Here is a 24,469-nt window from a genome sequence, read left to right on the forward strand (position 1 = left end):
TGATCCTTTTTGCAATTCGTACGCTCACGTACAAGCTACTTATTTACGCATAGCAGGAGACAAACGTTCTGCTTCCATACCTAATTTTTTAAGTAAGAAAATCATTTGTTCTTTCTCTTGGAAATTCAGACCACTTAGCGCATAGTTCAGACGTTCTTCGTATTTTGGATAAATATCATCCATCACAGCGCGTCCTACATCAGTCAATTCAGCATAGATTACGCGACGATCGGTAGGGCAAGGATGGCGACGTAACAAGCCGCTGTGTTCTAACTTGTCGATCACATAAGTAACATTACCACTTTGTAGTAATAATTTAGCACCAATTTGTTGAATCGGTTGGGCGCTTTTAAAATAAAGAACTTCCATTACAGCAAAAGCAGTAGAGTTGAAGCCTTCAATTTTGCTTCCTGCTACAGCATGTTCACTCAAACTTTTAAAAGCTTTAGCAAAAACGCGGTAAAGATGCATCGATTGTTCAGTATCATTCATGGACATATTAATCATGATAAATTCACCCTTTCTAGGCATTTTAATGTGGAATATATTCATCAAATGAATTAATGGATTGGATATAAATCTATTTTACGTGTAATTTTTTTGAAAAAACATGCGATTTGTCACAATGGTAGACTTTTTAAATATTAAATTTAAATATTAAATTCCAATCAAACGAACAATGATGGTATAAATTGTGGATAACGATTTTTGAAACATTGATTTTACATAAAAAGTGATTTTTTTATGAATTGTTTTCTGTGTGTTAACTGTGTATAAGTGGATAAATACTGTTGATAACTATGTGTATAAATAAAGAAAAAGGTTATTTACGGACAATATATGCAAAATCAGAATAGAATATATAGCAAAAGTGCTCTAAATCAGTAGTTTTCCACAATCTATCCCCTATTTTATCTGCATAATTATATTTTTCGATGTATAGTGTGGAATTATTTTACTGAAATCTATCCTCAATCTGTTCACAACCTGTTGATAACTTGTGTGTAAAACCTTAATATCTGGTACTAATTTGTGTATAAGCTGTTTATAATCAAAAAAATGAATTTACACAAAAAGAGATCAATTATCTACTGATTTTGACTCTTATTGATTACAGTATAAAGATCAGTTATAACGCAGACATCAATTTTGATCAGATGTAATTCATCATACCGAATAAAACAATAGAGGAATGATAATAAATGGGAAATCATACAGCTACGCCGAGAAAACAACCTTTCGAATCTTCGTTAACAGAGATTTTGTCTAGTTTTTGGGATCATAATGGTCGTGTGATGATGACGGTGCATCGAGGAAATTGGAAGCAAGCGCCCGAAAATTCATTAGCAGCGATTCAATATTCAATCGTAGCTGGAGCAGATATGATAGAGATCGATGTTCAACAGACATCAGATGGTGTCTTAATTTTGATGCATGATGAGACTGTAGATCGAATGACCAATGGAACAGGTGCTATTCGTGAAATGACTTTTCGACAGTTACGCGAATTACGCTTACGTCGGTATCAAGGTGGAGCCAATCAACCTTTAACCAATTACAGTATTCCTACATTAGAAGAAATTTTAATTTTAACCAAAAATAAAGTAATGATTAATTTGGATAAATGTTGGGATTATCGGGAACAAGTATATGAAGTGTTACAACGCACAGGTACTGTATCGCAAGCATTATTCAAAAGCACAGCCAGTCCAGAAGAAGTACACGCATTTCTAAACAATAAATTAGAACAGCCATTGTATATGCAGATTCTTGATGATTCTAACCCTGAGATGGTTAATGAGATTGATTATATTTGTGCTATGGTACATCCGCAAGCGTTTGAGATTTGTTTTGAATATGAAGAGTATGAGCGTATCTCTATAGAAGTACTAGAACGAATCAAGCAAAATGGTTGCCGAATTTGGACGAATACGATGTGGGATTCGATCTGTGGCGGGCATTCCGATATTATTTCGAGAGTAGACGTATCCGAAGGATGGGGTTGGCATATTGAGCGCGGTGTGAATATGATTCAGACGGATGATCCCGAAGGATTGTATGCTTATCTGAATGAATAGATAGCTATCATAATATCAAAAAGAAGCTTTCCCTGATGATAGGAAAAGCTTCTTTTTGTGTATCCACAAATGCAGTATATAATGATTATACAAAGCTAGCTTGAAGCGCTGCACTTTTGCCTGCGTTATAACCTGTTGTAAAAGCAGCGGTAATATTATATCCACCGGTATAGCCATGGATATCTAGCACTTCACCGCAAAAATATAGCCCATTCATCAGTTTGGATTCCATCGTTTTGGGATCAACTTCTTTTAGATTGACACCGCCACCTGTTACAAAAGCTTCTTTGATCGATAGTGTACCATGCATAGCGATTGGAAATGCTTTGATTAATTTAGCCATCTCCAACCATAATTGACGAGGAATATTATAGAACGTAATATCGTCAGCTAATCCTGATTTGCTCAAAATAATAGGAATCATCCGCTCGGGTAGATAGCCTTTGAGCACATTTTTGATCGCTTTTTTGGAATCGGTCTCTGCTAAAGCCAATGTTTCTTGATATACTTCATCTACCGATTTAGCAGGAAATAAATCCAGTGTCACCATAATCGAAGTTACCGGGAATTTTTTGAGTGCTTTGACCACATATTGACTACATCTTAGAGCGGTAGGGCCAGATATCCCGAAATGGGTAAATATCATATCCCCATCATGATAGATCAGCTTTTTGCCCTTCGGATTCCAGACGGTTAAGCCGATATCACGTAAAGATAATCCTTGTAATTCTTTGCTCTGAATAAAAGGTTCTGGTGAAGTCATCGGAACTTCAGTAGGATAGAGGTCAGTAATCGTATGACCTGCTTGTTCTGCCCAGGCATAACCATCGCCTTCAGAACCGGTCTGAGGTACAGACTTACCGCCGACTGCAATAATAACTGCTTTACTTTTAAATACTTCACCAGAACGAAGCCGTACGCCAACCACTTGCCCTTGATCATAGAGAACTTCATCAACAGGGCTATTGGTGCGAATATCGACTCCTTGCGAACGAACTTTGTTGACCAGAGCATCAACAACAGTTTTGGCTTTGTCAGATACGGGAAACATTCTGCCGTTATCTTCTTCTTTAAGTTGAATACCCATATTTTCAAAAAAGCTCATAATATCACGGTTGCTAAAATTAGCGAGAGCACTGTATAAAAAACGTCCGTTACCCGGAATGTATTTGATCAAGTCGTCGATTTCTTTAGCGTTAGTGACATTACAACGTCCACCACCAGAAATACCGAGTTTGCGTCCTAATTTATTTCCTTTATCAACCAGTAATACCCGAGCACCATCTTCACTTGCTGCGACGCTTGCCATCAACCCGGCTGAACCGCCACCAATAACTATAATATCGTATATCAACATATATCTTTCCTTTGTATTAAAAATAGGAATCGACCCTTTGAATCTAAAAGAATCGTTCTTTTTCAATATACCACTAATGGGTGTAGGAAAGGGGCACAATTCATAAATAGTATTCAAAAATAATTAACGTAGCACTATTGTTTATAATAGTAGACATCAAGGGTATTGAGTATAGGATTTCAAAATCTTAGAGTAAGGTACTATATATTGTAATATGGTATCTGATATACTTTAATCGAAATAGGACAGTTGTAGAGGAGGGACACGTCATTATCATTGTCGTCAAGGAAATTCTGCTGCAAATGTTGGCTGTAGGATCTGCTGTTTTTTTCTTTTTGGGAGTAATTGAACGCAGTGGTTACGATTCCTTGCATAATGGGCGATTAGCATGGCGTGGGTATTCTCCTGTTGTCGTGTTTTCTTTCGCCATCAGTATAATGATTTGTTGGTTTTTCTCAATATATAGTGCATCTCCGTACGCTCTTCATATGGGCGTTGTTTCATTGATTGTAGGAGTGATGTATATAGGGCCTCTTCGAGGGATGGTATTGCTAGGTCTGGGTATTATTATGTACTTTTTGTTTAACGATCGTTGGAGTTGGACAGGATTACTGATTGATACCGGATTATTATTGTTTCCATTTATCTGTATTCTTTCTTTACGTTTTCGTACAGCTACTTTAAAAGTAAAACGCTTATTTGTCGCCATATTGATTTTGTTAAGCGCTGTATTATCTATGATAATTTCAACATTGAGTGAAAATACATTACCGATGAACACGCAACTGTGGATTATTGTTGTAATGATTGTTGTAGCAGCATTGGGTGCAGGCGATTATTGCGTGCAAGCGATTGAACGTATTATAGAGAAGAAGCAATTGAACCGACAAATGCTTCGTTTATCGAATAAATTTATTACTGAAGCTGAAAAGTTACGTCAGATTATGAATGTAGCCCCTTTAATTATTACATCTTTAGATGAAGATGGACGAATCACAGCTATTAATGCGAGTGCTCTGCAATTGATAAAACGTTCAATTCCTGATCTTACATTAGAGTCTGCGATTGGCTTACATCTTACAGATTTAAAAAAAGAAGATATTACACCAGGTCTGTACGAGATCATTATACTAATCAAGGCAGCACAATCCGGACAAGAAACGATTAACAAATTACTTCGTCTAGGGTATGGTTCATTTTATGTCAATATTGTACCGCTATTTACGCCTTCAGAAGAGTTATCCGGTGTGGTGATATTGAGTCAGGATACAACAGAGATTGAGCAATTACGCAATGAACTGAATCATGTAGAGCAATTGAGTCTAGTCGGCAAAATGGCGGCTAGTATCACACATGAAATTCGCAATCCTATGGCGGTCGTTCGAGGCTTTTTACAGTTGATGCAAGAAAAGAGCCCGCCTTCTCTAGATCATTATTATGTGATTGTGATGGATGAACTGGATCGGGCGAATAGCATTATTAACGATTTTTTATCATTAGCCCAGAATCGTGTAGTAGAGAAGCAACGGATTCATTTACATTCTATTATAGAAGAATTGCTTCCGTTATTATGGGCAGATGCGAATCTACGCGGACAAAGTATTGTATTCGTACAGGGTGCTAATATTCCTGAATTGAATTTGAATTCAAAAGAAATCAAGCAACTGATTTTGAATTTAGCACGTAATGGGATGGAAGCGATGGAGGATAAAGGTGAGTTAACGATAGAGACTCACAGTAACGGCAATGAAGTCACGATGAGTATTCAAGACACAGGGCCAGGTATTTCTCCAGACAAGCTAGAAAAGCTATTTGAGCCTTTTTATACTACCAAATCAAAAGGGACTGGTCTGGGATTATCGCTGTGCTTGAGTATTGTCGAACGTCATCATGGACGGATTCAGGTGGAATCGCAACAAGGAATCAAAACAACCTTTATCGTTACATTTGATTCTGCATACGATCAGATCGATTAAAGCCTACTTAAAACTTTCTTTACAGTATTGTCTTAACAAGTATTCGATTCTGTCTCTTGCTTTCATCACACATGACTGTATAATATAACTTAACGCTTATTAAAAGTAAGGAGTGAATAACAATGTCAATGTCTTTTGATCAATATATGAGAGATATGGTTCAACCGATGCGGGATGAACTTACTACACTAGGTATTACGGAGCTTCGTACTCCAGAAGAAGTAGAAGCACATCTTCCTGATCAAAAAGGAACAACACTGGTTGTCGTGAACTCAGTATGCGGATGCGCAGCAGGTCAATGTCGTCCAGGCGTTGCTCAAGCCCTACAAAATGAATTGAAACCGGATCATTTGTATACGGTATTTGCAGGACAAGATAAAGAAGCAACAGCCAAAGCACGCGAATATTTCGCACCGTTCCCACCGTCTTCGCCTTCGATTGCTTTGATGAAAGATGGAGAATTAGTCCACTTTATCGAGCGTCACCAGATTGAAAACAACTCGGCAGAAGATATTGCTTATGCATTGAATGATGCATTTGAAAAATATTGCCTGTAATCTAACCGCATGGTTTATATAAACATCATCAAATGTCCTGCTTTTTTCGGCAAAGCTGAAAATTGCGGGACGTTTGTTTTTTTTCGCTGATATGAATAGAATGGAATGGGTAAACATGTAGTACAGAATAAATAAAGGAGTGGAAATGAAGATGAGTATACAACAGCAAATTATTGATGATTTACGCGTTCAACCAACGATTGAACCCGATGCAGAGATTCGCAAGCGTGTTGATTTTCTCAAATCCTATATTCAAAAATCAGGTACACAAGGTCTACTGATTGCGATTAGTGGTGGAATTGACAGTGCTGTTGCGGCGGGTCTGTGCAAACAAGCGACTGATGAATTGAGCGAGTCTACAGGTAAAAAATACATGACACTTGGTGTATATCAACCTTATGGACAACAATCAGATATCGCTGATAGTTATGCAGTTGCTGAAGCATTCAAGCTTGAGCATACTGTCGAAACTGATGTACAAAGTGGTGTAGATGCGATTACAGATCTAGTGAATAAAGTATTGCCTAGTATCGATATCCAAGATCCAATCACTCCACAAGCTAAAGGAAATATCAAAGCAAGAACACGTATGGTCACTCAATATGCACTGGCAAATGAATTGAATTTGTTAGTAGTAGGAACCGATCATGCTTCTGAAGCAATCACAGGCTTTTTCACTAAATATGGTGATGGCGCTGTAGATATTACGCCGCTAAGTACACTAAACAAACGTCAAGTTCGTCAGTTAGCTACACATATGGCTGTTCCACAATCTATTCTGGATAAAGCTCCTTCTGCTGGATTATGGGAAGATCAGACAGATGAAGACGAATTAGGTATTACGTATAACGATAACAGCGACTATCTAGAAGGCAAAACAATAGATCCAGTAGCAGCAGAGCGTCTTGAAAGTTATTACAAACGCACTGCACACAAACGTGATCCGATTCCAGGTATCTAAATCACTATTGGTACACTATCAAGTCCGAACATAATTACGAATTTTTTTATACACACGAAAACAGCGTTCTTTTAACCGTAGCAAAAGGTTGAAAGAGCGCTGTTTATATTTTGATTTATTATAGAAAATACAGATGTTTCATATAGATTAATCCAAACGACTACCGATCACGCTACGAATAAATGTACTGCTTGCTTCGATGGCTTGATCCAGTTGAGGAGAAGAATCAACAAAAGGATGAACCGTATTAAACATATGGTTGCCACCTTCAATAGCAACATAATTAATCGAAGGATTGGCATTCAACAAAGCTTGTGATCCTTCAAGAAGATGCGGATGATCTTCTGTGCCTTGCACGAGCATAATCGGCAAAGCCGCTTCAGTGATACGATGAAGTAGATCGTATTGTTCACGATGTTGCTCGATATCATCAATAATGCTACGATCCAGTGGCATCTGCTGACCTGTGCGTGCATTGGTAATATAGCTTCTGCCGGTCGTCACCATTTCTTTTTTCTGTTCAGTAGTGAACAGGCTAGGTAGATCACTGATCCCATTCCATGATAATACACCTGCAATCTGATCTGGATGATCCAGTGCATGAATAAGGCTGGTTCCACCTCCACGACTATGTCCTAGCACAAATAGTGGCAATTCTTGATATTCAGGTTGTTCTTTTATATAATTCGTCACGTTCGATAAATCTTCCAGTTCAAAACCATACGTATTATGAGCAAATAATTCAAGCTCGGTAAATTCTTCTGGCTGTTCGCCAATACCATTATGTGAAAAGTTAAATGTAATCACATCGCCGATACTGCTTAATTGCTGAGCAACATAAGGGAACATCCCCCAATCTTTGAATCCTTTATACCCATGAGCGATAATTATCACTGCTCGTACTTCATGTTTAGCAGGGTAGCGAGTACAACGAATGACTGCCCCGTCTGCTCCGGGGATTGTAAATGAATTAGACATCATCATTACCTCCTTCTAAATACTACTTACCCAAAGTGCTTGATACTCAAAGCGCGACCTCTATAGATTAAAAATGATTGGTATTCGCAAAATATCTTACAGTAGTGCTTGGCAGTCAAAGTGTGAGCAATGGTACAATAGAAGTATGCGAAATTAGAATGTGCAGGAGGTACGTATTTTGATTTATGGTATAGGACACGATGTTCTTGAAATCAAACGGGTGACTACGATTATGAGTGGCTCACACGGGCAAAGATTTATCGATCGTATTCTCACACCGGCTGAACGTGAGATTGCTCAGACCAAAGGAGCCAAATTATATGAATTTGTAGCTGGTCGGTTTGCTCTTAAAGAAGCTATTTCTAAAGCATTCGGCTGTGGAATTGGCGCAATATTGAGTTTTATTGATATCGAGATTGTACCGGATGCTTCAGGCAAGCCTACTGTAACCTTATCAGCTCAAGCATGGGAGCGATTAGGATTGCAATATCAAGCTGAATATTACCAGATGCATGTAAGTATTTCTCATCAGACAGAACTTGCTTCTGCATTTGCGGTGATTGAAAAAATAGAATTTATACATTAAATAACATATTGCATCAGATGAACAACACGATTCTACATCATATCCGGTCGAAAAGATATTCGATCACTGAAGGAGAGTATTATGTCTAATCTAGCATTACAGCAAGAAGCCAAAATTTATTTTAGTCGTGAATTGTTAGTATGGTATGACGAGCATAGGCGTGATTTACCATGGAGACGAAGCCGTAACCCTTACCATATCTGGATATCTGAAATTATGTTACAACAGACGCGTGTCGATACAGTTATTCCTTATTTTACTCGCTTTGTTGAAAAATTCCCGACAGTAGAAGCATTAGCAACTGCACCGGAAGAAGAAGTGCTCAAAAGCTGGGAAGGACTCGGTTATTACTCGCGTGCACGCAATCTACAAGCAGCAGCGCAACAAGTAGTAGAGCGTCATGAAGGCATTGTACCGAATACACCGGAAGAAATATCTGCACTCAAAGGAATAGGGCCTTACACAGCAGGTGCAGTACTTAGTATTGCTTACGGTGTACCTGTTCCAGCAGTCGATGGAAATGTAATGCGTGTATTATCGAGATATTTCTGCTTGGAAGATGATATTGCCAAAGGACCAACCAGAGTCAAAATGGAAGTGTTAGCCAAAGAGTTAATTCCACGTGGACGTGCTTCTGATTTCAATCAGGCATTAATGGAATTAGGTGCTATGGTATGTACGCCCAAATCACCTGGCTGTCTAACCTGTCCGGTTATGAAGCATTGCGAAGGTCGAATGAATGGGATGGAACTTATTTTGCCGATCAAAACCAAATCCAAGCCACCACGTCCTGAACATCGTTTGCTTGCTCTGATCGAAGGTACAGGCGAACGTGCAGGTCAGGTATTGATTCGCCAGCGCCCGGCTACCGGATTACTTGCACGGATGTGGGAATTGCCTCATATTCTTGCTGACGATTCCAAAAAAGCAGGTGCAGGTGCAGATCTGCCAGATGCAGAAGCGATGAAGCGTTTGACTAATGGTATTCATAATGAAGGCGTAGATATTCAGCCGTTAGAACCATGGATTACCGAAGAACATACATTTAGCCATATCCATTGGACGATGCGTGTATTCCGCTGTCATGAAGCTGGAGTGCAGGCTACAGGGCAATATTCACAAGATACAGAGAATGATACAAGTTCTATGACACAGCCGTTAGAAGCGTCTCAAGGAGCTTTGAAAGATATCGATCCATTGGAATACGAACAAGCGACATTAGAACTCAAATTATCAGGTTCTACACCGGGTAGCTTACAGAAGATCAAAGAACAACTTCAACTGGATGATACATTGATTGTAGAGCATCAAGATGCGGTTGCTGAGCATCCTGAAGTGTATCAAGCGGTTCCAAGTACTTTAGTCGGTGAAGCTTTTGCTTATGACTATCGCTGGATTAGCGCAGAAGATATGAAAAATTACGCTTTTCCTAATCTATTCCTCAAAATTCTGCAACAGCATTTTGCCAAGTAAAAAAAGGAGCGGTATAGCCATGATATCGTTAGAGGAAAGTGAACAATCGTTAACCGAACAAGAATGGCAGACTTTTGCTCAAAAGATAGAATATCCGTTACCCGAGTCATTCAAAGACTTTTATCTACAACATAATGGTGGTTATTTAGAAACGTTATTTATAGATGGAGAAGAATATGCTCCGTTGATTCATGGATTTATGCCGATTACACATGGTTCACTAACGATTGAGCAATCGATGATCGATATGCAGTATGCGTGGGATATTTTGCAAGAAGTCTGTATTCCATTTGCTTCGGATCCTGGAGGGAATAGCTTTCTATTACGCATTGAACCTCAACATTACGGAGAAGTTGTGGTCTGGTTAGAAGAAGATAAGTCGATTATTGCTTTTCGAGATTCTTTTACCGAGTTGCTAGAAGATCTGCCTTATTATTAAGCTTGATGATTAGGAATTGAGTAGACTATCCATATAACAACAAAAGATAGCGTACAATAGGAGTGGCTATATGTACGCTATTTTTGTTGTGAATAGAATAGCAATAAATTGAAAGTTTTATCATGATTGATCTTTTATAGTAAAAAGACATCTCTCTATCAAAGAGTAAAAAGTAGAAAAAGAAATACATAGTGCTCAGAGAGATAAGTGATATTTTGGAGAAGATGGAGGCGCAAGATTATGAATCCCAAAGAGTTAGGTGCTTTACTGTTATTGGGTGCACTATGGGGAGCATCCTTTTTATTTATTCGTGTAGCGGCTCCTGTATTAGGACCGATCTGGCTTATTGATCTACGGGTATTGATTGCAGGGATCGTATTGCTGATCTATGCACTAATAGTACGCAAACTTCCTCATTTCAAAAGCCAATGGAAATCATATCTGATGTTAGGCTTACTGAATGCATTGATTCCATTTGTCTTGATCGCGTATTCAGCGATTCATCTCAATGCGTCATTAACAGCGATCTTGAATGCCACTACACCTCTATTTACAGCAATTGTTGCTCGCTTTTGGCTCGGTGAATTGTTATCAGTTCGCAAAGTAATCGGTATTCTAGTCGGGCTTACAGGTGTATGTATTCTGATGGGTTGGAGTTCAGTTCCATTCACTGTAGAAGTCTGGTTATCTATTGGAGCTTCGTTAATGGCGGCTTTATTTTATGGTATTGGTGGAGTCTATACCAAGCGTACTTTTACCGGTACACCTCCGCTTGCTTTATCAATTGGACAGCAATTGAGTGCAGGGCTTATTTTGATTCCGTTTAGCGTAGTTAGTGTACCGACAGCGCCTATTTCTTTGACCGTGATACTAGCGGTATTGGGATTGGCGGTATTATCAACTTCGATAGGATATTTATTATACTTTTATCTAGTAGAACGTGTAGGCCCGACCAAAACGGTGAGTGTGACGTTCTTAGTGCCATTATTCGGTATTTTATGGGGCGTATTGTTATTAAATGAACAGATAACAGTAGGAACGATTATAGGATTGCTGGTGATTTTGGCAGGTATTATTTTAATGAACGGTATTCAAAAGCAGAAGAAAATCATATAAATCAAAAAAGACCTCATTGATTAATACTAATCAAGAGGTCTTTTTTTGAAATGCTTATATTGTCAAAAGATAAATTCTTATTTTGCAGCAGCGTAACGTTTGTTAACTGCATCCCAGTTGATTACATTCCAGAAAGCTGCAATGTAGTCAGGGCGTTTGTTTTGATATTTAAGGTAGTATGCATGTTCCCATACATCAATACCAAGCAATGGAGTAGCACCTTCCATAACCGGGCTATCTTGGTTAGGAGTACTTGTTACTGCCAATTTGCCATCTTTAACAACTAGCCAAGCCCAACCGCTACCAAAACGAGTAGTTGCTGCTTTAGCGAAGTCTTCTTTGAATTTCTCAAAGCCACCTAGTTCGCTATCGATTGCTGCTGCGATATCACCAGTAGGTGCGCCGCCAGCGTCAGGTCCGATAATTTCCCAGAAAAGACTGTGGTTGTAGTGTCCGCCACCGTGGTTACGAACTGCTGTACGAATACCTTCAGGTACGCTGTCCAGGTTGCTGATCAATTCTTCCAAGCTTTTGCCTTGCAATTCAGGAGCACTTTCCAAAGCGGTATTCAGACTAGTTACATATGTGTTGTGATGACGGTCATGGTGAATCATCATCGTTTGTTCGTCGATGTGTGGTTCCAGAGCGTTGTTAGGGTACGGTAATGCTGGTAATTCGAATGCCATTGTAAAATACCTCCCAGAATTTAGAATTCAGAAACGAAAAATAGCAGATAGAATAAGAAAAAATAATTCAACTTACTGATCACTGCTAAAAACCGTTCCCTATGTAAATAAACATATTACACTCTTTATTAAACCGTATATTTTTGATTAAATCAACTTTTATGTTTAGAAAGTTGATGTGGCGCGGGTTGAGAGCGATTTATTTTATTTTGCTAACCTACAATCATGATCTATAAAAGAGTCGAAAATACACGAAATATGACAAAAAGTATAGTTAGGTTGCTTAGGTAGTGGTATACTAGATCTTGTGCTGCATATAACTTGAATTTGAGAGATAATAATTTGTATGAATATTTATAAGCGTTTATCTATAAATATGTTTGTACATCCTTTGATTACCAAATTATGTTTAAGTTGGAATCGATAGGCGAAATACAGAGTAATTAAGCGCTTTCAAAAGAAAAATGGTGTAATCTGGCGAAAAATGTGGTTTAATTATCGGTGAGGTTATATTCTGCACATTTTTGCAGTTTTTTGTTGTCTTTTGGTCTATTTGCATTATTAGGATTTTATACAATCCTTTACTGTTGGACGCATCGCTTCTATAAGCGAGTGTGCTTCTTTTTGTTTTTTTATAAGGGTGTACTTAATCAAGCTGATGAAAAGGGAGTTTGGAGTATGAATGTTCGTTCCTTTAAATTAAGTGATTTGAGTCTCGTTACAGAACTTTTGAAGGTAGCTTTATCTGAAGAATGTTACGAGAACACGATGGGACCATTCGCCACACAATTATCATGGGATTCCGAGCTAATCGTAGTAGCGGAACAAGGCGAAGAAATTGTAGGTCTGTTAATCGGTACAATCGATCGGAATTTTGGTTGTTATTACCGCATCGCTGTACATCCTGATGTTAGACGCAGAGGTGTAGGTACAGCACTTGTCAAAGCTATGGAACAACGTTTTGAGCAACGCAATGTCAGTGGAATTATGGTCGCTGGCGATGAGCACAACAATGCTGTATTACCACTTTACGAAGCAATGGGATATGGAGAAAATAAAGTCCTGAAGACTTTTGACAAACTCAGTATCGTTGCTGTTCATGCGTAAAGCTTAGAGAGAAAAATTTTATGTAATATCCACATATGAGCACATCTTGCCCTCCGAAACACGGATGGGAATAAAGATGTGCTTTTCTATATTTAGGGAAAATGTAAGGTATAATAAACATAGAACAAGATAAGATTTTAAATGAGGTGTATTATGTATTGGCGGGAATGGCTCAAGACGATGGTCTGGGCATTAATCATACTCGGAGTGTTAAATATGTGGGTATTCAATATTTCAACAGTCAAAGGACAATCGATGCAACCTACACTTGTTCAGCAAGAACGGTTGTTTATCAATAAATTTATTTATAAATTTCATCCACCTGCGCGTGGAGATGTGATTATTTTGCATGATCCGGTACTCAGTGAACAGCCTACATCGAAATTATTAGTGAAACGAGTAATAGCGATCGGTGGAGATCGTATTGAGATACGTAATCATGAAGTCTATATCAATCAGATCAAGCAACAGGAGCCTTATATTGATACAGTCATAGGCGATGTAGATCTGGCACCTATTATTGTGCCTGAAGGGCAATATTATGTCATGGGTGATAATCGTCATCAAGGAATGAGCAAAGACAGTCGTATTTTTGGTACGATATCATTGAAGCAAATTGTCGGGCGTGCAGATTTTATTATATGGCCGTTATCCAAAACGGCATTGTTATAGAGAGTACTAGAGGAGGTGACAGTGTATGACGCAGCAAGAAGTATTACAACAATCAACAACTAGATGGGAACAGCTCAAGCTTGAAATCAAGCAGGCTGCGCCATCGCTGGGCATAGATGATGTAGGCTTTACGACAGCCGATCCTTTTTTGTATCTAAAAGGAGTTCTGGAAGAGCATCGTCGTAAAGGGCATGAATCTGGATTTGAAGAACCAGATATCGAAAAACGCATTAACCCCAGCTTAGCATTAGATGGAGCGAAGTCGATTATAGCGATCTCTGTCACATACCATTCCAAAATGGAAAATCCACCAAAGTCAGAACCCGGAAAATATCGAGGTATTATGGCACGTTCGGCTTGGGGAAAAGATTACCATTATGTGCTTCGTGATCGGATGCAGCGGTTAGAAGATTTTATTCGTGAAAAAGTACCGGAAGCTCGCATCGAAAGTATGGTGGACACCGGTGTGCTATCAGATCGAGCAGTCGCTCAGCGTGCAGGGATCGGCTTTTACGGTAAAAATTGTGCAGTGATCTCGCCTACATTGGGCTCATGGATATTCCTCGGTGATATGATTACCGATATTCCTTTTCCACCGGATACCCCGGTAACCGAAGATTGTGGTACATGTACCAAATGTATCGATGCTTGTCCAACAGGAGCACTGGTGGGGCCCGGACAATTGAACTCACAAATCTGCGTTTCTTTTTTAACACAGACCAAAGGGATGTTGTCGGATGAACATATGCGCAAAATTGGCAATCGATTGTATGGTTGTGATACTTGTCAGATCGTTTGTCCCAAAAATAAAGGCAAGAACTGGAATCATCAAGAAGAACTTCGTCCTGATCCAGAAAAAGCCAAACCGTTATTATTACCGATGCTTGATCTGAGCAACCGTGAATTCAAAGAACAATTTGGCGATACTTCAGCCGCATGGCGTGGCAAAAAGCCGATTCAACGGAATGTTGTAATTGCACTTGGTAATTTCCGTGACAAATCATCTGTTCCCAAATTAACAGAATTACTGCATCGTGATCCTAGACCGGAGCTCAGAGGAACTATCGCATGGGCACTCAGCCGAATTGGTGGCGAAGATGCGTTACAAGCTGTTACTCATGCGCTAACCAAAGAAGTAGACCCGGAAGTGACAGAACGCTTGCTTACTGCTAAAGAAATATTGGAAGGAGAGATGGTCTAGTGTTGTCTTTATACTACGATGAAATTCAAGCGCCTACAGGTGTAATTACGATCACGACATCACTAAAAGGGATCTGTCGTTTAGATTTTAAATCTTATGCCGATAATAAAGATAAGATGAAAGTCTGGGCAAATCGTTGGTATGGAGAACATCAGTATATTCACTCGCCTTTTCATTTACAGAAAGCAGTTGAGCAATTGAACGAATATTTCGCTGAAAAGCGACAGGTGTTTGATCTTTCGTTTGATTTACAAGGTACAGCGTTTCAACGTTCAGTATGGGAAGGATTGTTAACTATCCCTTATGGAAAGGCTGTTTCTTATAAATGGATAGCAGAGCAGATCGGTCATCCTACAGCAGTGCGAGCAGTAGGCGGAGCTAACAATCGCAATCCGATCCCGCTGATTATTCCATGTCATCGTGTGATTGGAATGAACGGACAAATGGTCGGCTATGGTAGTGGTCTGCCACTTAAAGAATGGTTGCTCAGTCTGGAAGGATATCATATTGAACCTGTACTATTCTAATGAAATAGAGCTCATATCCTAATATCGGTAAAGGAGACTTCCCATGAGGTACGTAAACATCGATAAAGTAGAGACAGGGCAATATTTAGGGAAAGCGATCTATTCAGGCAATGGAGCGATTCTGTTGTCTGCTGGCGTACAACTGACCGTCTATATGATCAATACGCTCAATCGTATCGGAGTCACTATGTTGTATATTCAAGATGAGAACTTTGCAGATATAGAAATGGAAGAAGTACTCAGTGAAGCAACCAAACAGATGATGATTCGTGAAATGAGTGATACGTTCGATGCTGTTCGTTCTGGCAAAGAATGGAGCCCTAACAAAGTTAGATTTAGTATAGAACAATTGCTTGAAGATATTACCGGGATGCGTGAAGTCCAGATTCAATTAACCGATATCAAAACACGTGATAATGTGCAGTATGTTCATGCGATGAATGTCTGTCTATTATCAGCAATGATCGGGATGAATATGGGATTGAATCAGCATCAATTGAAAGATTTGGCAACAGGAGCGCTATTGCATGATGTAGGCAAATTTTCCAATCTGGCTGAAGATGATCTGAATATCGATTCTAAAAACCACCATACCTGGCGCGGATTCGAATGGATCAAAACCAAACGGGAATTCAATCTGATGATCGCTCATATTGCACTTCAACATCATGAACGAATCGATGGTACAGGCAAGCCACGCGGACTGAATGAAGAAGAGATTCATATGTATGCTCGAATCGTAGCGACAGCAAATATATATGATAATCTGATCACATCCAAAGAAAACGGCGGGCAGGGATTGCTACCACATCAAGCATGTGAAGAAATGATGGCTCAATCTGATCGGATGTTGGATCATGATGTGCTAGTCGAATTTACACGTATTATCTCGGTGTATCCTAATGGGACAGGTGTCCGCTTATCCAATAAAGAAACCGGTGTGATTGTAAGACAGCATCGCGGATTACCGGGTCGTCCGGTTGTACGCATTGTTAGTGGTAGTGGCGGCGATCTGGATGTGAAAGAAATTGATCTAGCCAATGCTACAACAACATTTATTGAAGCTGTAATGATGTAGCAAATAACGATTGAAAATGTTTGCTAAGCCGATAACGGAAATGTTATGATAAATGCTGTTCCTGCCTTTTATGGTAAAGGGAGTAGTGTACCCTTTGAGAAGGAACTTTACACTATAATTCATCTACAGGGGTGGCAGTTATGACGTGGTTAAACTGGGTCATTCCAATCGTGACTTTAATTGTCGGTCTGATTGGCGGCTTTTTTATTGGTGCATATTATTTGCGCAAACAGATGGAAAAAATGCAAAACGATCCAGCAGCTTTGCAAAAAATGGCGAAGCAAATGGGTTACAACCTGAATGGTAAGCAGATGCAACAAGCACAACAAATGATGAAAAACAATACACAAGGTGGCAAAGCGCCTAAAGCTAAAATGCCTCCTATGGGTCGCGGCAATACAGGTAAACGTAGAAGATAGTAAGCCGTATCACAGGGATTAGGTCCATAAAGACCTTGTAATGGAAAAAGGAGGTCACTATGGCTGGTATCAAAGATTATACCAATCTTGAAGTCGGTGAGAACCGCGCACAGATTGAAGACCATATCCGTCAGATTTTGAAATTGATCGGAGAAGATACAGAACGTGAAGGGTTGCTTGATACACCTGCACGTGTCACTCGTATGTATGAAGAAATTTTTGCCGGTTATAGCGTAGATCCTAGAGAAGCGCTTGGTGTGACTTTTAACGAAAATCATGAAGAAATGGTTATCGTAAAAGACATTGTATACTACAGCCAATGCGAACATCATATGGCTCCTTTTTTCGGCAAAGTTCATATTGGTTATGTGCCAAGTGGCAAGATCGCTGGCTTGAGCAAATTCGCTCGTCTGGTCGAAGCAGTAAGTCGTCGTCTCCAAGTACAAGAACGTATTACTTCGCAAATCGCTGATATATTGGTTGAAGTACTTGACCCTACAGGCGTTATGGTTGTGGTTGAAGGCGAACATCTATGCATGTGTGCACGAGGTGTCAAAAAGCCGGGTAGCAAAACAATCACTTCCGCAGTTCGTGGTGGATTCCGTACAGACGCTCCATTACGTGCCGAATTTTTATCGTTGATTAAAGACTAAATGATCATTCAAAAATGGTGGGGATTATGCCAAATGGCATCGTTCCTGCCATTTTTTTATGTGGAGAGCATACATAAACTGTTATAATATAATCATCAGGATCGACGAAATGAAGCGGAGGAATTATGGTGTCAGCAGAAAATCATCATCGGCTTGCTATCCCTACATTAGTAGATCGGCCGATAGGTTTAGAACATGCGGTATGGGTAGAGCGACCATTGGTAGAGCAAGGAGAGTCAATATTAGCACCGTTGGCATGGGAAGAATTGATGTGTCGTCAAGTGGGACAAGGCCATGCTCCTGTAGTTCATATCTGGAGACATACCGATGGAATAGCAATCGGTCTACGAGATCGGCGATTGACCTATGCGACCCAAGCGATGGAGCAATTTCGGCAAAAGGGGACCTCGGTCTGTGTACGTCCTTCCGGTGGAGCGGCTGTGCCACTACATCCAGGGATTGTGAATCTATCAATTATTTTGCCTAATCCGAAGCGTGATATTAGTATTCATCGTGATTTTCGCTTTATGGCGGATTGGATCAGCAGAGCAGTTGATCCATGGAATAATCAGTCGTATGTAGGTGAGATTGAAGGTGCTTTTTGCCCGGGAGATTATGATGTCAGTATTGCTGGACGCAAATTTTGCGGAATTGCTCAGCGTAGACAAGCCAAAGCGTATATTATTACTGCCTTTATTATTGTAGAAGGCAGTGGAGACGAATTATCTGCGGGTATTCGAAGCTTTTACGATCAGGCAGTTGGAGAGCAAGATAAAGGATATCCTGTAGTACAGCAAGGTACGATGGGAAGTCTGGCTGAATTAGCACAAGTACCGGATGTGGCATCGTATACAAAGCAATTACAATATATATTAAGTCAAGGTCAGTCGATTCAGAAGATAGATGAGCAAGAGCTATTTACCAAAGAAGAGATTCAGCAGATGGAAGCTTACTTGATAGAGAGATACGATAATTAATCAAAGATAGTACAATCGCAAACAAGCAACAGGTTGGACTAGAAAAGAGGCTTATAATGCAACTTCGTAAAGTGAAAATAGTAGGTACTGGAAAATATCTACCTAAGCGTACAGTGACCGATGAGGAATTGGATCAGAAGTTAGGTGTACAAGCAGGATGGACTCATAAAGCTACAGGTGTGGGTGTGCGACATTATGTGAGTGAAGGCGAGACAGCTTCAACGATGGGCGCACAGGCAGCGCAAGATGCTCTGGATGCCGCTGGTCTTACTTTTGCAGATATCGATTGTCTGGTCTGTACAAGCGGAACGAAAGAACAACCGTTACCGAGTACAGCGGTATTTATTCAGCAAGCGATGGGACAAGAAGATTCAGGTGTGCCTGCTTTTGATATTGATGCGACATGTCTTAGCTTTGTAGTAGGGTTAGACACCATGTCTTATCTGGTTGCCGCCGGACGGTATCGTTATGTTTTGTTAGTATCTACAGAGATTGCTTCAGCAGGGCTTAATTGGAATGAAAAAGAAAGTGCAGCGTTATTCGGAGATGGTGCAGCAGCAGTCATTATTGGTGCATCTACGTCAGAAGAGTCTGCCGGGATTATACATACATCGCTTCAAACGTATAGCAAAGGTGCACGTTATTCTGAAATTCAAGGCGGAGGAACTCGATTACCTGCTCATATGCAAAAAGAGTTAGCAGATCCTTTTTTATTTTTTATGGATGGACAGAAAATATTCCGCATGGCATCGCGCTTATTGCCTGATTTTATCGATCAAATTTTGGAGCAATCCCAGACCAAAATGGAAGATTTCAAATTGGTGATTCCTCATCAGGGGAGTGCTATGGCGATGCGTCTGATACGCAAAAAGTTAGGCATCCATGAACAGCAATTCCTTGATATTACCCCCAATCATGGTAATACGATAGCTGCTTCGATTCCAATGGGGATTCATGAAGCGATTGTGCAGGGCAGGATTCAGCGAGGAGATCGTATATTACTAATGGGAACAGCCGCGGGTCTATCACTGGGAGGAATGGTTCTTGATTACTGATACTGAGTCAGCTCAAGCACCACAACGGATACTGATAACAGGTGGACGTGCTCCTGTAGCGCTTGAATGGGCGCGTCTTTTGCATCGTAACGGTCATCAGGTCTATGTAGCTGAAAGTAGTCGTTATCATCTTTGTCGTGTATCTGAGGCTGTTCTAGCCAGCTTTCAAGTGCCACCACCACGTCAACAACCGCAAGCTTATCTCACTGCATTGAAGCAGTTGATTATACAGTATCAGATCGATCTTCTTATACCTACGTGTGAGGAGATTTTCTATATTGCCGAAGGATTAGAAGGGTTACAGCCTTATTGTCGTGTACTAACACCGAATATAGATACACTTCATCATCTGCATCACAAAGGGACATTTATCGAGCAGGTGATATCTAGTAATCTCGCTGTGCCTATTACTTTTCCAGTAGAAGATCCATCTATAGATTCTTATGATTATGCTGTACCTGATCAAGCAGGCAATACGTTTGTACGTAAGCCGGTTTATTCACGATTTGCATCTAATGTTATTATGCCTCGGGAATCTAGACGCATTTCTGCTCCAAATAAACAATCTACTATACCAACCTTGTCTACCACAACACAAATAAAAGCAACAAACACAAAGGTTGATTCACCTCGCTGGATTGCTCAACAGTATATTAAAGGCAAAGCGATTTGTACGTATAGTATCGTTCATCAAGGAGTCGTTATCGCTCATGCAACCTATACAAGCGACTATAGAACATCACGTACAGGAGCAAGTGTATACTTCGAAGCGATAGAGCATGATCAAGCATATACATGGGTCTGTCAATTTGTGCAACATCTACACGTCGATCATCAGCAGACATCTAATTCAGCATTTAGCGGTCAGATTAGTTTTGATTTTATAGAAGAAGATTCTACAGGTATATTATATCCAATCGAATGTAATCCACGAGCGACCAGCGGTATTCATCTATTTCAGCGACAAGATCAATTGGTACAAGCAGTCATCGATCCCGATTCATGTGTACAACGTAGACAAGTGATTATGCCGAATATTGGAACAGCTAGAGTTCTCACCTTACCGATGTGGGTAGCAGGGTTCAAATACAATCGTAGTACACAAGACTGGCGCTATTGGTGGAAAAGTCTGCAACAAGCGACTGATGTTGTGTATCAAAAAGAGGATCGTAAGCCATTTGGGGAACAATTTCGGCTCGTTATGCAAGCATATCTTACCAGTCGTGCACAGCGAATATCGCTTACAGAAGCTTTAACGTATGATATCGAATGGAACGGAAAGGAGAACCTATGACTAAAGCATTGATTACCGGCGCTACAGGATTTCTAGGCGGGCATATGGCAAGACGATTAGTAGAGTTAGGCTGGGATGTGACAGGAACAGGACGAGATCGTAGTCGTGGTCAAGCTTTAGAGCATTTAGGCGTACAGATGAACTATTATGAGCTAGGCGATGCAGAACAGACGAGACAAGCTTGTAAAGGGCAACATGTAGTATTTCATTGTGCGGCACTATCTTCGCCCTGGGGCACGTATTCTTCTTTTTATCGAAGTAATGTAGAAGCGACTCAACATATTGTAGATGGTTGTATTGAGCATGATGTCGAGCGATTGATTCATGTCTCTACGCCAAGTGTCTATTTTGATGGCAAAGCTCATTACGGGATTAGAGAGTCTGATCCTCTCCCTCGAAAAGCAGTAAATCACTATGCAAGTACCAAATTATTAGCGGAACAGATTGTGCAACAGGCGTATCAGAAGCAAGGATTACCGTCGATGATGATTCGTCCACGTGCTATTTTTGGACCGATGGATCAGACATTATTTCCACGTCTGTTAGAAGCTAATCGTCAATCCGGTGTACCTTTATTGCAAGGTGGACGTGCTCCGATTGATCTTACATATGTCGATAATGTAGCGGATGCGATGTTATTAGGTGTACAAGCTCCTGAAAATGCACTGGGTCAAGCTTATAATATATCTAACGGTGAGCCGATTCCTTTTATCGAATTGTTGACCCGTTTATTTCAACGGTTGGATATTCCTTTACATACTCGTCGTGTGCCTTATCCTGTTGCTCATGCTGTAGCTGGAACGATGGAAATGGTGTACCGACTTATCCCTGCATTGGGTGAGCCTCCGTTAACTCGCTATAGTGTCGGTTCTATAGCTGTACCGCATACGTTGGATATTTCGTTAGCACAGCAACAACTGGGTTATGTACCACGTATCAGTGTAGATGAAGGGTTAGAACGATTTGCAGATTGGTGGTGTGAACAGTGATCACTTCGACAGCAGTTCGATTATGGATAGGGGCGGCAGGATATTGTACACATCCTGAATGGTTGACGTTGCGTGGCGGTTCGTTACGATCTGTATCATTTCCGGCAGGGTTTGCTTGTATTCATCATCCAGAGCATGGTTATATTTTGTTCGATACAGGATATAGTGCGCGCTTTTTTGAAGAGACAGCTACCTTACCGCAATCGTTATATCGTTATATTACGCCTGTCGTATACCAACAAGCAGATTCAGTAGTCACTCAGTTAGAACAACAAGGGATACGTAGTGATCAGATTGCATATGTAATCTTGTCGCATTTTCATGGAGATCATATTGCTGGAGCAAAAGACTTTCCGCAAGCGACATTTATCTACCTTTCTGAATCGTATCAAGCAGTCAAAGACTTGAGTGATATACGTGCTGTCAAAGCAGGCTTTCTAGCTGGGTTATTACCGCATGATCTAGCTCAGCGCTCGCATATGTTACATCGATCAGAAGCGTTACCTGTAACGTCGCTCCTACATAACGATTCATCTTTAGCCACAGCTCCTTCTTTGACAAATTTCCCATGGCAACAAGGTTATGATCTACTGGGAGATGGAAGTCTGATTGCGATTGAATTGTCAGGTCATGCAGAAGGAATGATCGGGATTCTGTTATCGACAGGGAAAGCAGATTACTTGCTCTGTGCAGATACCGTATGGTCGAGTAGAGCATTTACCGAAAATCGTCCACCGCATAGGTTAGCAGGTATTATTATGTCTGATCGTCAGCAATATATGCTCAACTTGAACAAATTACGTCAGCTTCATAATGAATATCCATCTATTCGAATAGTACCTAGCCACTGTAATCAAGTATTACAGCATTGGGGAGGACAATGGTTATGAAAAGAATGAGCGAACTGCTCTACACGCTTCGGATACTGTATCATTATTGGCGCACTCGCCGCTTAGCTGGGTGGACAAGTAAACCTAAGTTGATGAACTGGCAAGAAAAGAAAATCATCCAGCATATTCGTCGTATCCGTAAGCAATCTCCTTTTTATCGTCAATGGTGGCAAGGAATACTTGATCATCAATGGCGAGACTTTCCGCTGATTGATAAGTCGATAATGATGGAACATTTCGATCAATTGAATACACTTGGAATTACAAAAAAGGAAGCGATGCAGATTGCTGATCAAGCTGAGCAGACGCGAGATTTTGAGCCTACTATACAAGGGGTGACAATCGGTCTGTCCTCGGGTACATCGGGTAATCGGGGGCTATTTCTAGTCAGTCCACAAGAACAAGCACAATGGACAGGAACCGTGCTTGCCAAGTTGTTACCCGGTAGTATTCGGCAACCCCAGAAGATCGCTTTCTTTTTAAGAGCGAACAGCAATTTGTATGAATCGGTACAAAAAGGCAAACTGCAATTTCGCTATTTCGATCTATTGGTGCCTTTATCAGAACATATTCAGCAACTGGAAAGTTATCGTCCAAGTCTGTTAATTGCACCTGCCTCTATGTTACGTTTGTTAGCCGAGCAGAAGATAGCCGGTCTATTAACGATCCAGCCACAAAAAATAATTTCAGTAGCAGAAGTACTTGATCCGTTAGATCGTGAATATATAGAGTCTGTATTCGCACAGACTGTACATCAAGTCTATCAAGGTACCGAAGGATTTCTAGCGGCGACTTGTGCGTATGGTCATCTGCATCTGAATGAAGATATTGTACATATTCAAAAGGAAGTATTAGATGAGCAGAGCCGACGCTTTGTACCGATTGTGACTGATTTCTCGCGTAGATCGCAACCGATTATTCGGTATCGCTTAAATGATATTTTGACCGAATCTGTAGAGCCTTGTCCTTGTGGATCGCCAATGCTCCGAATCGAACGAATAGAAGGACGTTACGATGATATTATCTATATTGCTCATCAGATAACCAAAGAATTAGTACCGCTATTTCCTGATCTTGTTACGAGAGCGATTATAGGCGCATCGCCAGCAATAGAACATTACCGTGTGATCCAGTATGACAGCCATCAACTGGAAATAAGTTATCGTCTTACTGGAAATAAAGATTATGTAGCACACGATGAAGCTGTCGAAGCACAAATAAGCGATCGTATTCAGCATATTTGCGATACTTTACAAGCCGTCATGCCAGTGATTACATTTACAGCATATGAGTTCACGCCCGGGATCGTAAAGTTACGGCGAGTGGAGCGAAAGTGGAAGTTGTGAGTAGCAGATCAGTAGCGCTACAACCTTTTCTATATCGAAAACAGATCATTCTAA

At 40.3% G+C, this 24,469-nt stretch carries 23 protein-coding genes and 1 pseudogene; 20 read left to right on the forward strand and 4 right to left on the reverse strand.

The features are described 5' to 3' along the window. Positions 1-39: 39 nt before the first annotated feature. Entirely contained in the window at positions 40-507 is a 468-nt protein-coding gene (locus tag PQ456_RS02760; protein ID WP_273614762.1) for a MarR family winged helix-turn-helix transcriptional regulator, read from the reverse strand. Between the two features lie 695 nt (positions 508-1,202). Between PQ456_RS02760 and PQ456_RS02765 the strand changes: the two genes are divergently transcribed. Beyond that, positions 1,203-2,078, forward strand: a complete 876-nt coding sequence (locus PQ456_RS02765) for a glycerophosphodiester phosphodiesterase family protein (RefSeq protein WP_273614763.1) — start codon at positions 1,203-1,205, stop codon at positions 2,076-2,078. Between the two features lie 85 nt (positions 2,079-2,163). On the opposite strand, the gene PQ456_RS02770 is transcribed toward PQ456_RS02765, so the two are convergent. Continuing rightward, on the reverse strand, positions 2,164-3,432 hold the full coding sequence (locus tag PQ456_RS02770) for a BaiN/RdsA family NAD(P)/FAD-dependent oxidoreductase (RefSeq protein WP_273616222.1): 1,269 nt from the start codon (positions 3,430-3,432) through the stop codon (positions 2,164-2,166). Between the two features lie 305 nt (positions 3,433-3,737). Between PQ456_RS02770 and PQ456_RS02775 the strand changes: the two genes are divergently transcribed. From PQ456_RS02775 to nadE, 3 genes are all read left to right on the forward strand, one after another. Continuing rightward, the gene (locus PQ456_RS02775; protein WP_273614764.1) at positions 3,738-5,411 is read left to right on the forward strand and encodes a two-component system sensor histidine kinase NtrB; all 1,674 of its coding nucleotides are present in this window, start codon (positions 3,738-3,740) and stop codon (positions 5,409-5,411) included. Between the two features lie 122 nt (positions 5,412-5,533). Then, on the forward strand, positions 5,534-5,968 hold the full coding sequence (locus PQ456_RS02780) for a BrxA/BrxB family bacilliredoxin (protein ID WP_069329441.1): 435 nt from the start codon (positions 5,534-5,536) through the stop codon (positions 5,966-5,968). 151 nt (positions 5,969-6,119) lie between these two features. Then, a complete protein-coding gene (nadE, locus tag PQ456_RS02785) occupies positions 6,120-6,929 on the forward strand; it encodes an ammonia-dependent NAD(+) synthetase (protein ID WP_137224941.1) in 810 nt (269 codons plus the stop codon). Positions 6,930-7,076: 147 nt separating this feature from the next. Here nadE and PQ456_RS02790 read toward each other — a convergent pair whose 3' ends face one another. Continuing rightward, entirely contained in the window at positions 7,077-7,907 is an 831-nt protein-coding gene (locus PQ456_RS02790) for an alpha/beta hydrolase family protein (protein WP_273614765.1), read from the reverse strand. A gap of 178 nt (positions 7,908-8,085) precedes the next feature. Between PQ456_RS02790 and acpS the strand changes: the two genes are divergently transcribed. The 4 genes from acpS (at position 8,086) to PQ456_RS02810 (ending at position 11,521) form a co-directional block, all read left to right on the forward strand. Further along, positions 8,086-8,493, forward strand: coding sequence for a holo-ACP synthase (acpS, locus tag PQ456_RS02795; RefSeq protein WP_273614766.1), 408 nt, complete (start codon positions 8,086-8,088; stop codon positions 8,491-8,493). A gap of 81 nt (positions 8,494-8,574) precedes the next feature. Further along, the gene (gene mutY, locus PQ456_RS02800; protein WP_273614767.1) at positions 8,575-9,966 is read left to right on the forward strand and encodes an A/G-specific adenine glycosylase; all 1,392 of its coding nucleotides are present in this window, start codon (positions 8,575-8,577) and stop codon (positions 9,964-9,966) included. 19 nt (positions 9,967-9,985) lie between these two features. Next, positions 9,986-10,405 carry an SMI1/KNR4 family protein gene (locus PQ456_RS02805; protein ID WP_273614768.1) on the forward strand — a complete coding sequence of 140 codons (420 nt, stop codon included), beginning with the start codon at positions 9,986-9,988 and terminating at the stop codon, positions 10,403-10,405. Positions 10,406-10,645: 240 nt separating this feature from the next. Continuing rightward, complete coding sequence (locus PQ456_RS02810) at positions 10,646-11,521, forward strand: DMT family transporter (RefSeq protein WP_273614769.1); 876 nt, start codon at positions 10,646-10,648, stop codon at positions 11,519-11,521. A 77-nt stretch (positions 11,522-11,598) separates the two neighbouring features. Here PQ456_RS02810 and PQ456_RS02815 read toward each other — a convergent pair whose 3' ends face one another. Further along, positions 11,599-12,207 (reverse strand): superoxide dismutase, encoded by a 609-nt coding sequence (locus PQ456_RS02815; protein ID WP_273614770.1) that lies wholly within the window; start codon positions 12,205-12,207, stop codon positions 11,599-11,601. Positions 12,208-12,885: 678 nt separating this feature from the next. On the opposite strand from PQ456_RS02815, the gene PQ456_RS02820 reads away from it, so the two are divergent. From PQ456_RS02820 to PQ456_RS02875, 12 genes and pseudogenes are all read left to right on the forward strand, one after another. After that, a complete protein-coding gene (locus PQ456_RS02820; protein ID WP_273614771.1) occupies positions 12,886-13,314 on the forward strand; it encodes a GNAT family N-acetyltransferase in 429 nt (142 codons plus the stop codon). Between the two features lie 153 nt (positions 13,315-13,467). Then, positions 13,468-13,986 (forward strand): signal peptidase I, encoded by a 519-nt coding sequence (gene lepB / locus PQ456_RS02825; RefSeq protein WP_273614772.1) that lies wholly within the window; start codon positions 13,468-13,470, stop codon positions 13,984-13,986. Positions 13,987-14,011: 25 nt separating this feature from the next. Then, a pseudogene (gene queG / locus PQ456_RS02830) lies at positions 14,012-15,714 on the forward strand (tRNA epoxyqueuosine(34) reductase QueG). A 43-nt stretch (positions 15,715-15,757) separates the two neighbouring features. After that, positions 15,758-16,792 (forward strand): HD-GYP domain-containing protein, encoded by a 1,035-nt coding sequence (locus PQ456_RS02835; protein ID WP_273614773.1) that lies wholly within the window; start codon positions 15,758-15,760, stop codon positions 16,790-16,792. A gap of 140 nt (positions 16,793-16,932) precedes the next feature. After that, a complete protein-coding gene (locus PQ456_RS02840; RefSeq protein WP_204826593.1) occupies positions 16,933-17,211 on the forward strand; it encodes a YneF family protein in 279 nt (92 codons plus the stop codon). Positions 17,212-17,270: 59 nt separating this feature from the next. Then, the gene (gene folE, locus PQ456_RS02845) at positions 17,271-17,864 is read left to right on the forward strand and encodes a GTP cyclohydrolase I FolE (RefSeq protein ID WP_273614774.1); all 594 of its coding nucleotides are present in this window, start codon (positions 17,271-17,273) and stop codon (positions 17,862-17,864) included. Between the two features lie 125 nt (positions 17,865-17,989). Next, positions 17,990-18,841: a lipoate--protein ligase family protein gene (locus PQ456_RS02850; RefSeq protein ID WP_420540637.1), complete on the forward strand. Its 852-nt coding sequence runs from the start codon at positions 17,990-17,992 to the stop codon at positions 18,839-18,841. A 56-nt stretch (positions 18,842-18,897) separates the two neighbouring features. Beyond that, positions 18,898-19,896 (forward strand): beta-ketoacyl-ACP synthase III, encoded by a 999-nt coding sequence (locus PQ456_RS02855; protein WP_273614775.1) that lies wholly within the window; start codon positions 18,898-18,900, stop codon positions 19,894-19,896. Beyond that, positions 19,886-21,190: an ATP-grasp domain-containing protein gene (locus PQ456_RS02860; RefSeq protein WP_273614776.1), complete on the forward strand. Its 1,305-nt coding sequence runs from the start codon at positions 19,886-19,888 to the stop codon at positions 21,188-21,190. Before PQ456_RS02855 ends, PQ456_RS02860 begins: the two co-directional genes overlap by 11 nt. Beyond that, complete coding sequence (locus PQ456_RS02865; protein ID WP_273614777.1) at positions 21,187-22,179, forward strand: NAD-dependent epimerase/dehydratase family protein; 993 nt, start codon at positions 21,187-21,189, stop codon at positions 22,177-22,179. The genes PQ456_RS02860 and PQ456_RS02865 overlap by 4 nt, the downstream gene beginning before the upstream one ends. After that, complete coding sequence (locus PQ456_RS02870) at positions 22,176-23,069, forward strand: MBL fold metallo-hydrolase (protein WP_273614778.1); 894 nt, start codon at positions 22,176-22,178, stop codon at positions 23,067-23,069. Before PQ456_RS02865 ends, PQ456_RS02870 begins: the two co-directional genes overlap by 4 nt. Further along, positions 23,066-24,415, forward strand: coding sequence for a F390 synthetase-related protein (locus PQ456_RS02875; protein WP_273614779.1), 1,350 nt, complete (start codon positions 23,066-23,068; stop codon positions 24,413-24,415). The genes PQ456_RS02870 and PQ456_RS02875 overlap by 4 nt, the downstream gene beginning before the upstream one ends. Positions 24,416-24,469: the final 54 nt, after the last annotated feature.

It is taken from the genome of Paenibacillus kyungheensis (assembly GCF_028606985.1).
In the GTDB taxonomy this organism is placed as follows: domain Bacteria; phylum Bacillota; class Bacilli; order Paenibacillales; family Paenibacillaceae; genus Saccharibacillus; species Saccharibacillus kyungheensis.

Bases quoted from the DNA above. Each gene is read 5' to 3' on its own strand.
- PQ456_RS02780 (WP_069329441.1), top strand. From the start codon at position 5,534: ATGTCAATGTCTTTTGATCAATATATGAGAGATATGGTTCAACCGATG.
- PQ456_RS02810 (WP_273614769.1), top strand. From the start codon at position 10,646: ATGAATCCCAAAGAGTTAGGTGCTTTACTGTTATTGGGTGCACTATGG.
- PQ456_RS02760 (WP_273614762.1), bottom strand. From the start codon at position 507: ATGATTAATATGTCCATGAATGATACTGAACAATCGATGCATCTTTAC.
- lepB (WP_273614772.1), top strand. From the start codon at position 13,468: ATGTATTGGCGGGAATGGCTCAAGACGATGGTCTGGGCATTAATCATA.
- PQ456_RS02775 (WP_273614764.1), top strand. From the start codon at position 3,738: ATGTTGGCTGTAGGATCTGCTGTTTTTTTCTTTTTGGGAGTAATTGAA.
- nadE (WP_137224941.1), top strand. From the start codon at position 6,120: ATGAGTATACAACAGCAAATTATTGATGATTTACGCGTTCAACCAACG.
- PQ456_RS02855 (WP_273614775.1), top strand. From the start codon at position 18,898: ATGCAACTTCGTAAAGTGAAAATAGTAGGTACTGGAAAATATCTACCT.
- folE (WP_273614774.1), top strand. From the start codon at position 17,271: ATGGCTGGTATCAAAGATTATACCAATCTTGAAGTCGGTGAGAACCGC.
- PQ456_RS02835 (WP_273614773.1), top strand. From the start codon at position 15,758: ATGAGGTACGTAAACATCGATAAAGTAGAGACAGGGCAATATTTAGGG.
- PQ456_RS02790 (WP_273614765.1), bottom strand. From the start codon at position 7,907: ATGTCTAATTCATTTACAATCCCCGGAGCAGACGGGGCAGTCATTCGT.
- PQ456_RS02865 (WP_273614777.1), top strand. From the start codon at position 21,187: ATGACTAAAGCATTGATTACCGGCGCTACAGGATTTCTAGGCGGGCAT.
- PQ456_RS02850 (WP_420540637.1), top strand. From the start codon at position 17,990: ATGGTGTCAGCAGAAAATCATCATCGGCTTGCTATCCCTACATTAGTA.
- PQ456_RS02840 (WP_204826593.1), top strand. From the start codon at position 16,933: ATGACGTGGTTAAACTGGGTCATTCCAATCGTGACTTTAATTGTCGGT.
- PQ456_RS02805 (WP_273614768.1), top strand. From the start codon at position 9,986: ATGATATCGTTAGAGGAAAGTGAACAATCGTTAACCGAACAAGAATGG.
- PQ456_RS02875 (WP_273614779.1), top strand. From the start codon at position 23,066: ATGAAAAGAATGAGCGAACTGCTCTACACGCTTCGGATACTGTATCAT.
- PQ456_RS02765 (WP_273614763.1), top strand. From the start codon at position 1,203: ATGGGAAATCATACAGCTACGCCGAGAAAACAACCTTTCGAATCTTCG.
- mutY (WP_273614767.1), top strand. From the start codon at position 8,575: ATGTCTAATCTAGCATTACAGCAAGAAGCCAAAATTTATTTTAGTCGT.
- PQ456_RS02820 (WP_273614771.1), top strand. From the start codon at position 12,886: ATGAATGTTCGTTCCTTTAAATTAAGTGATTTGAGTCTCGTTACAGAA.
- PQ456_RS02815 (WP_273614770.1), bottom strand. From the start codon at position 12,207: ATGGCATTCGAATTACCAGCATTACCGTACCCTAACAACGCTCTGGAA.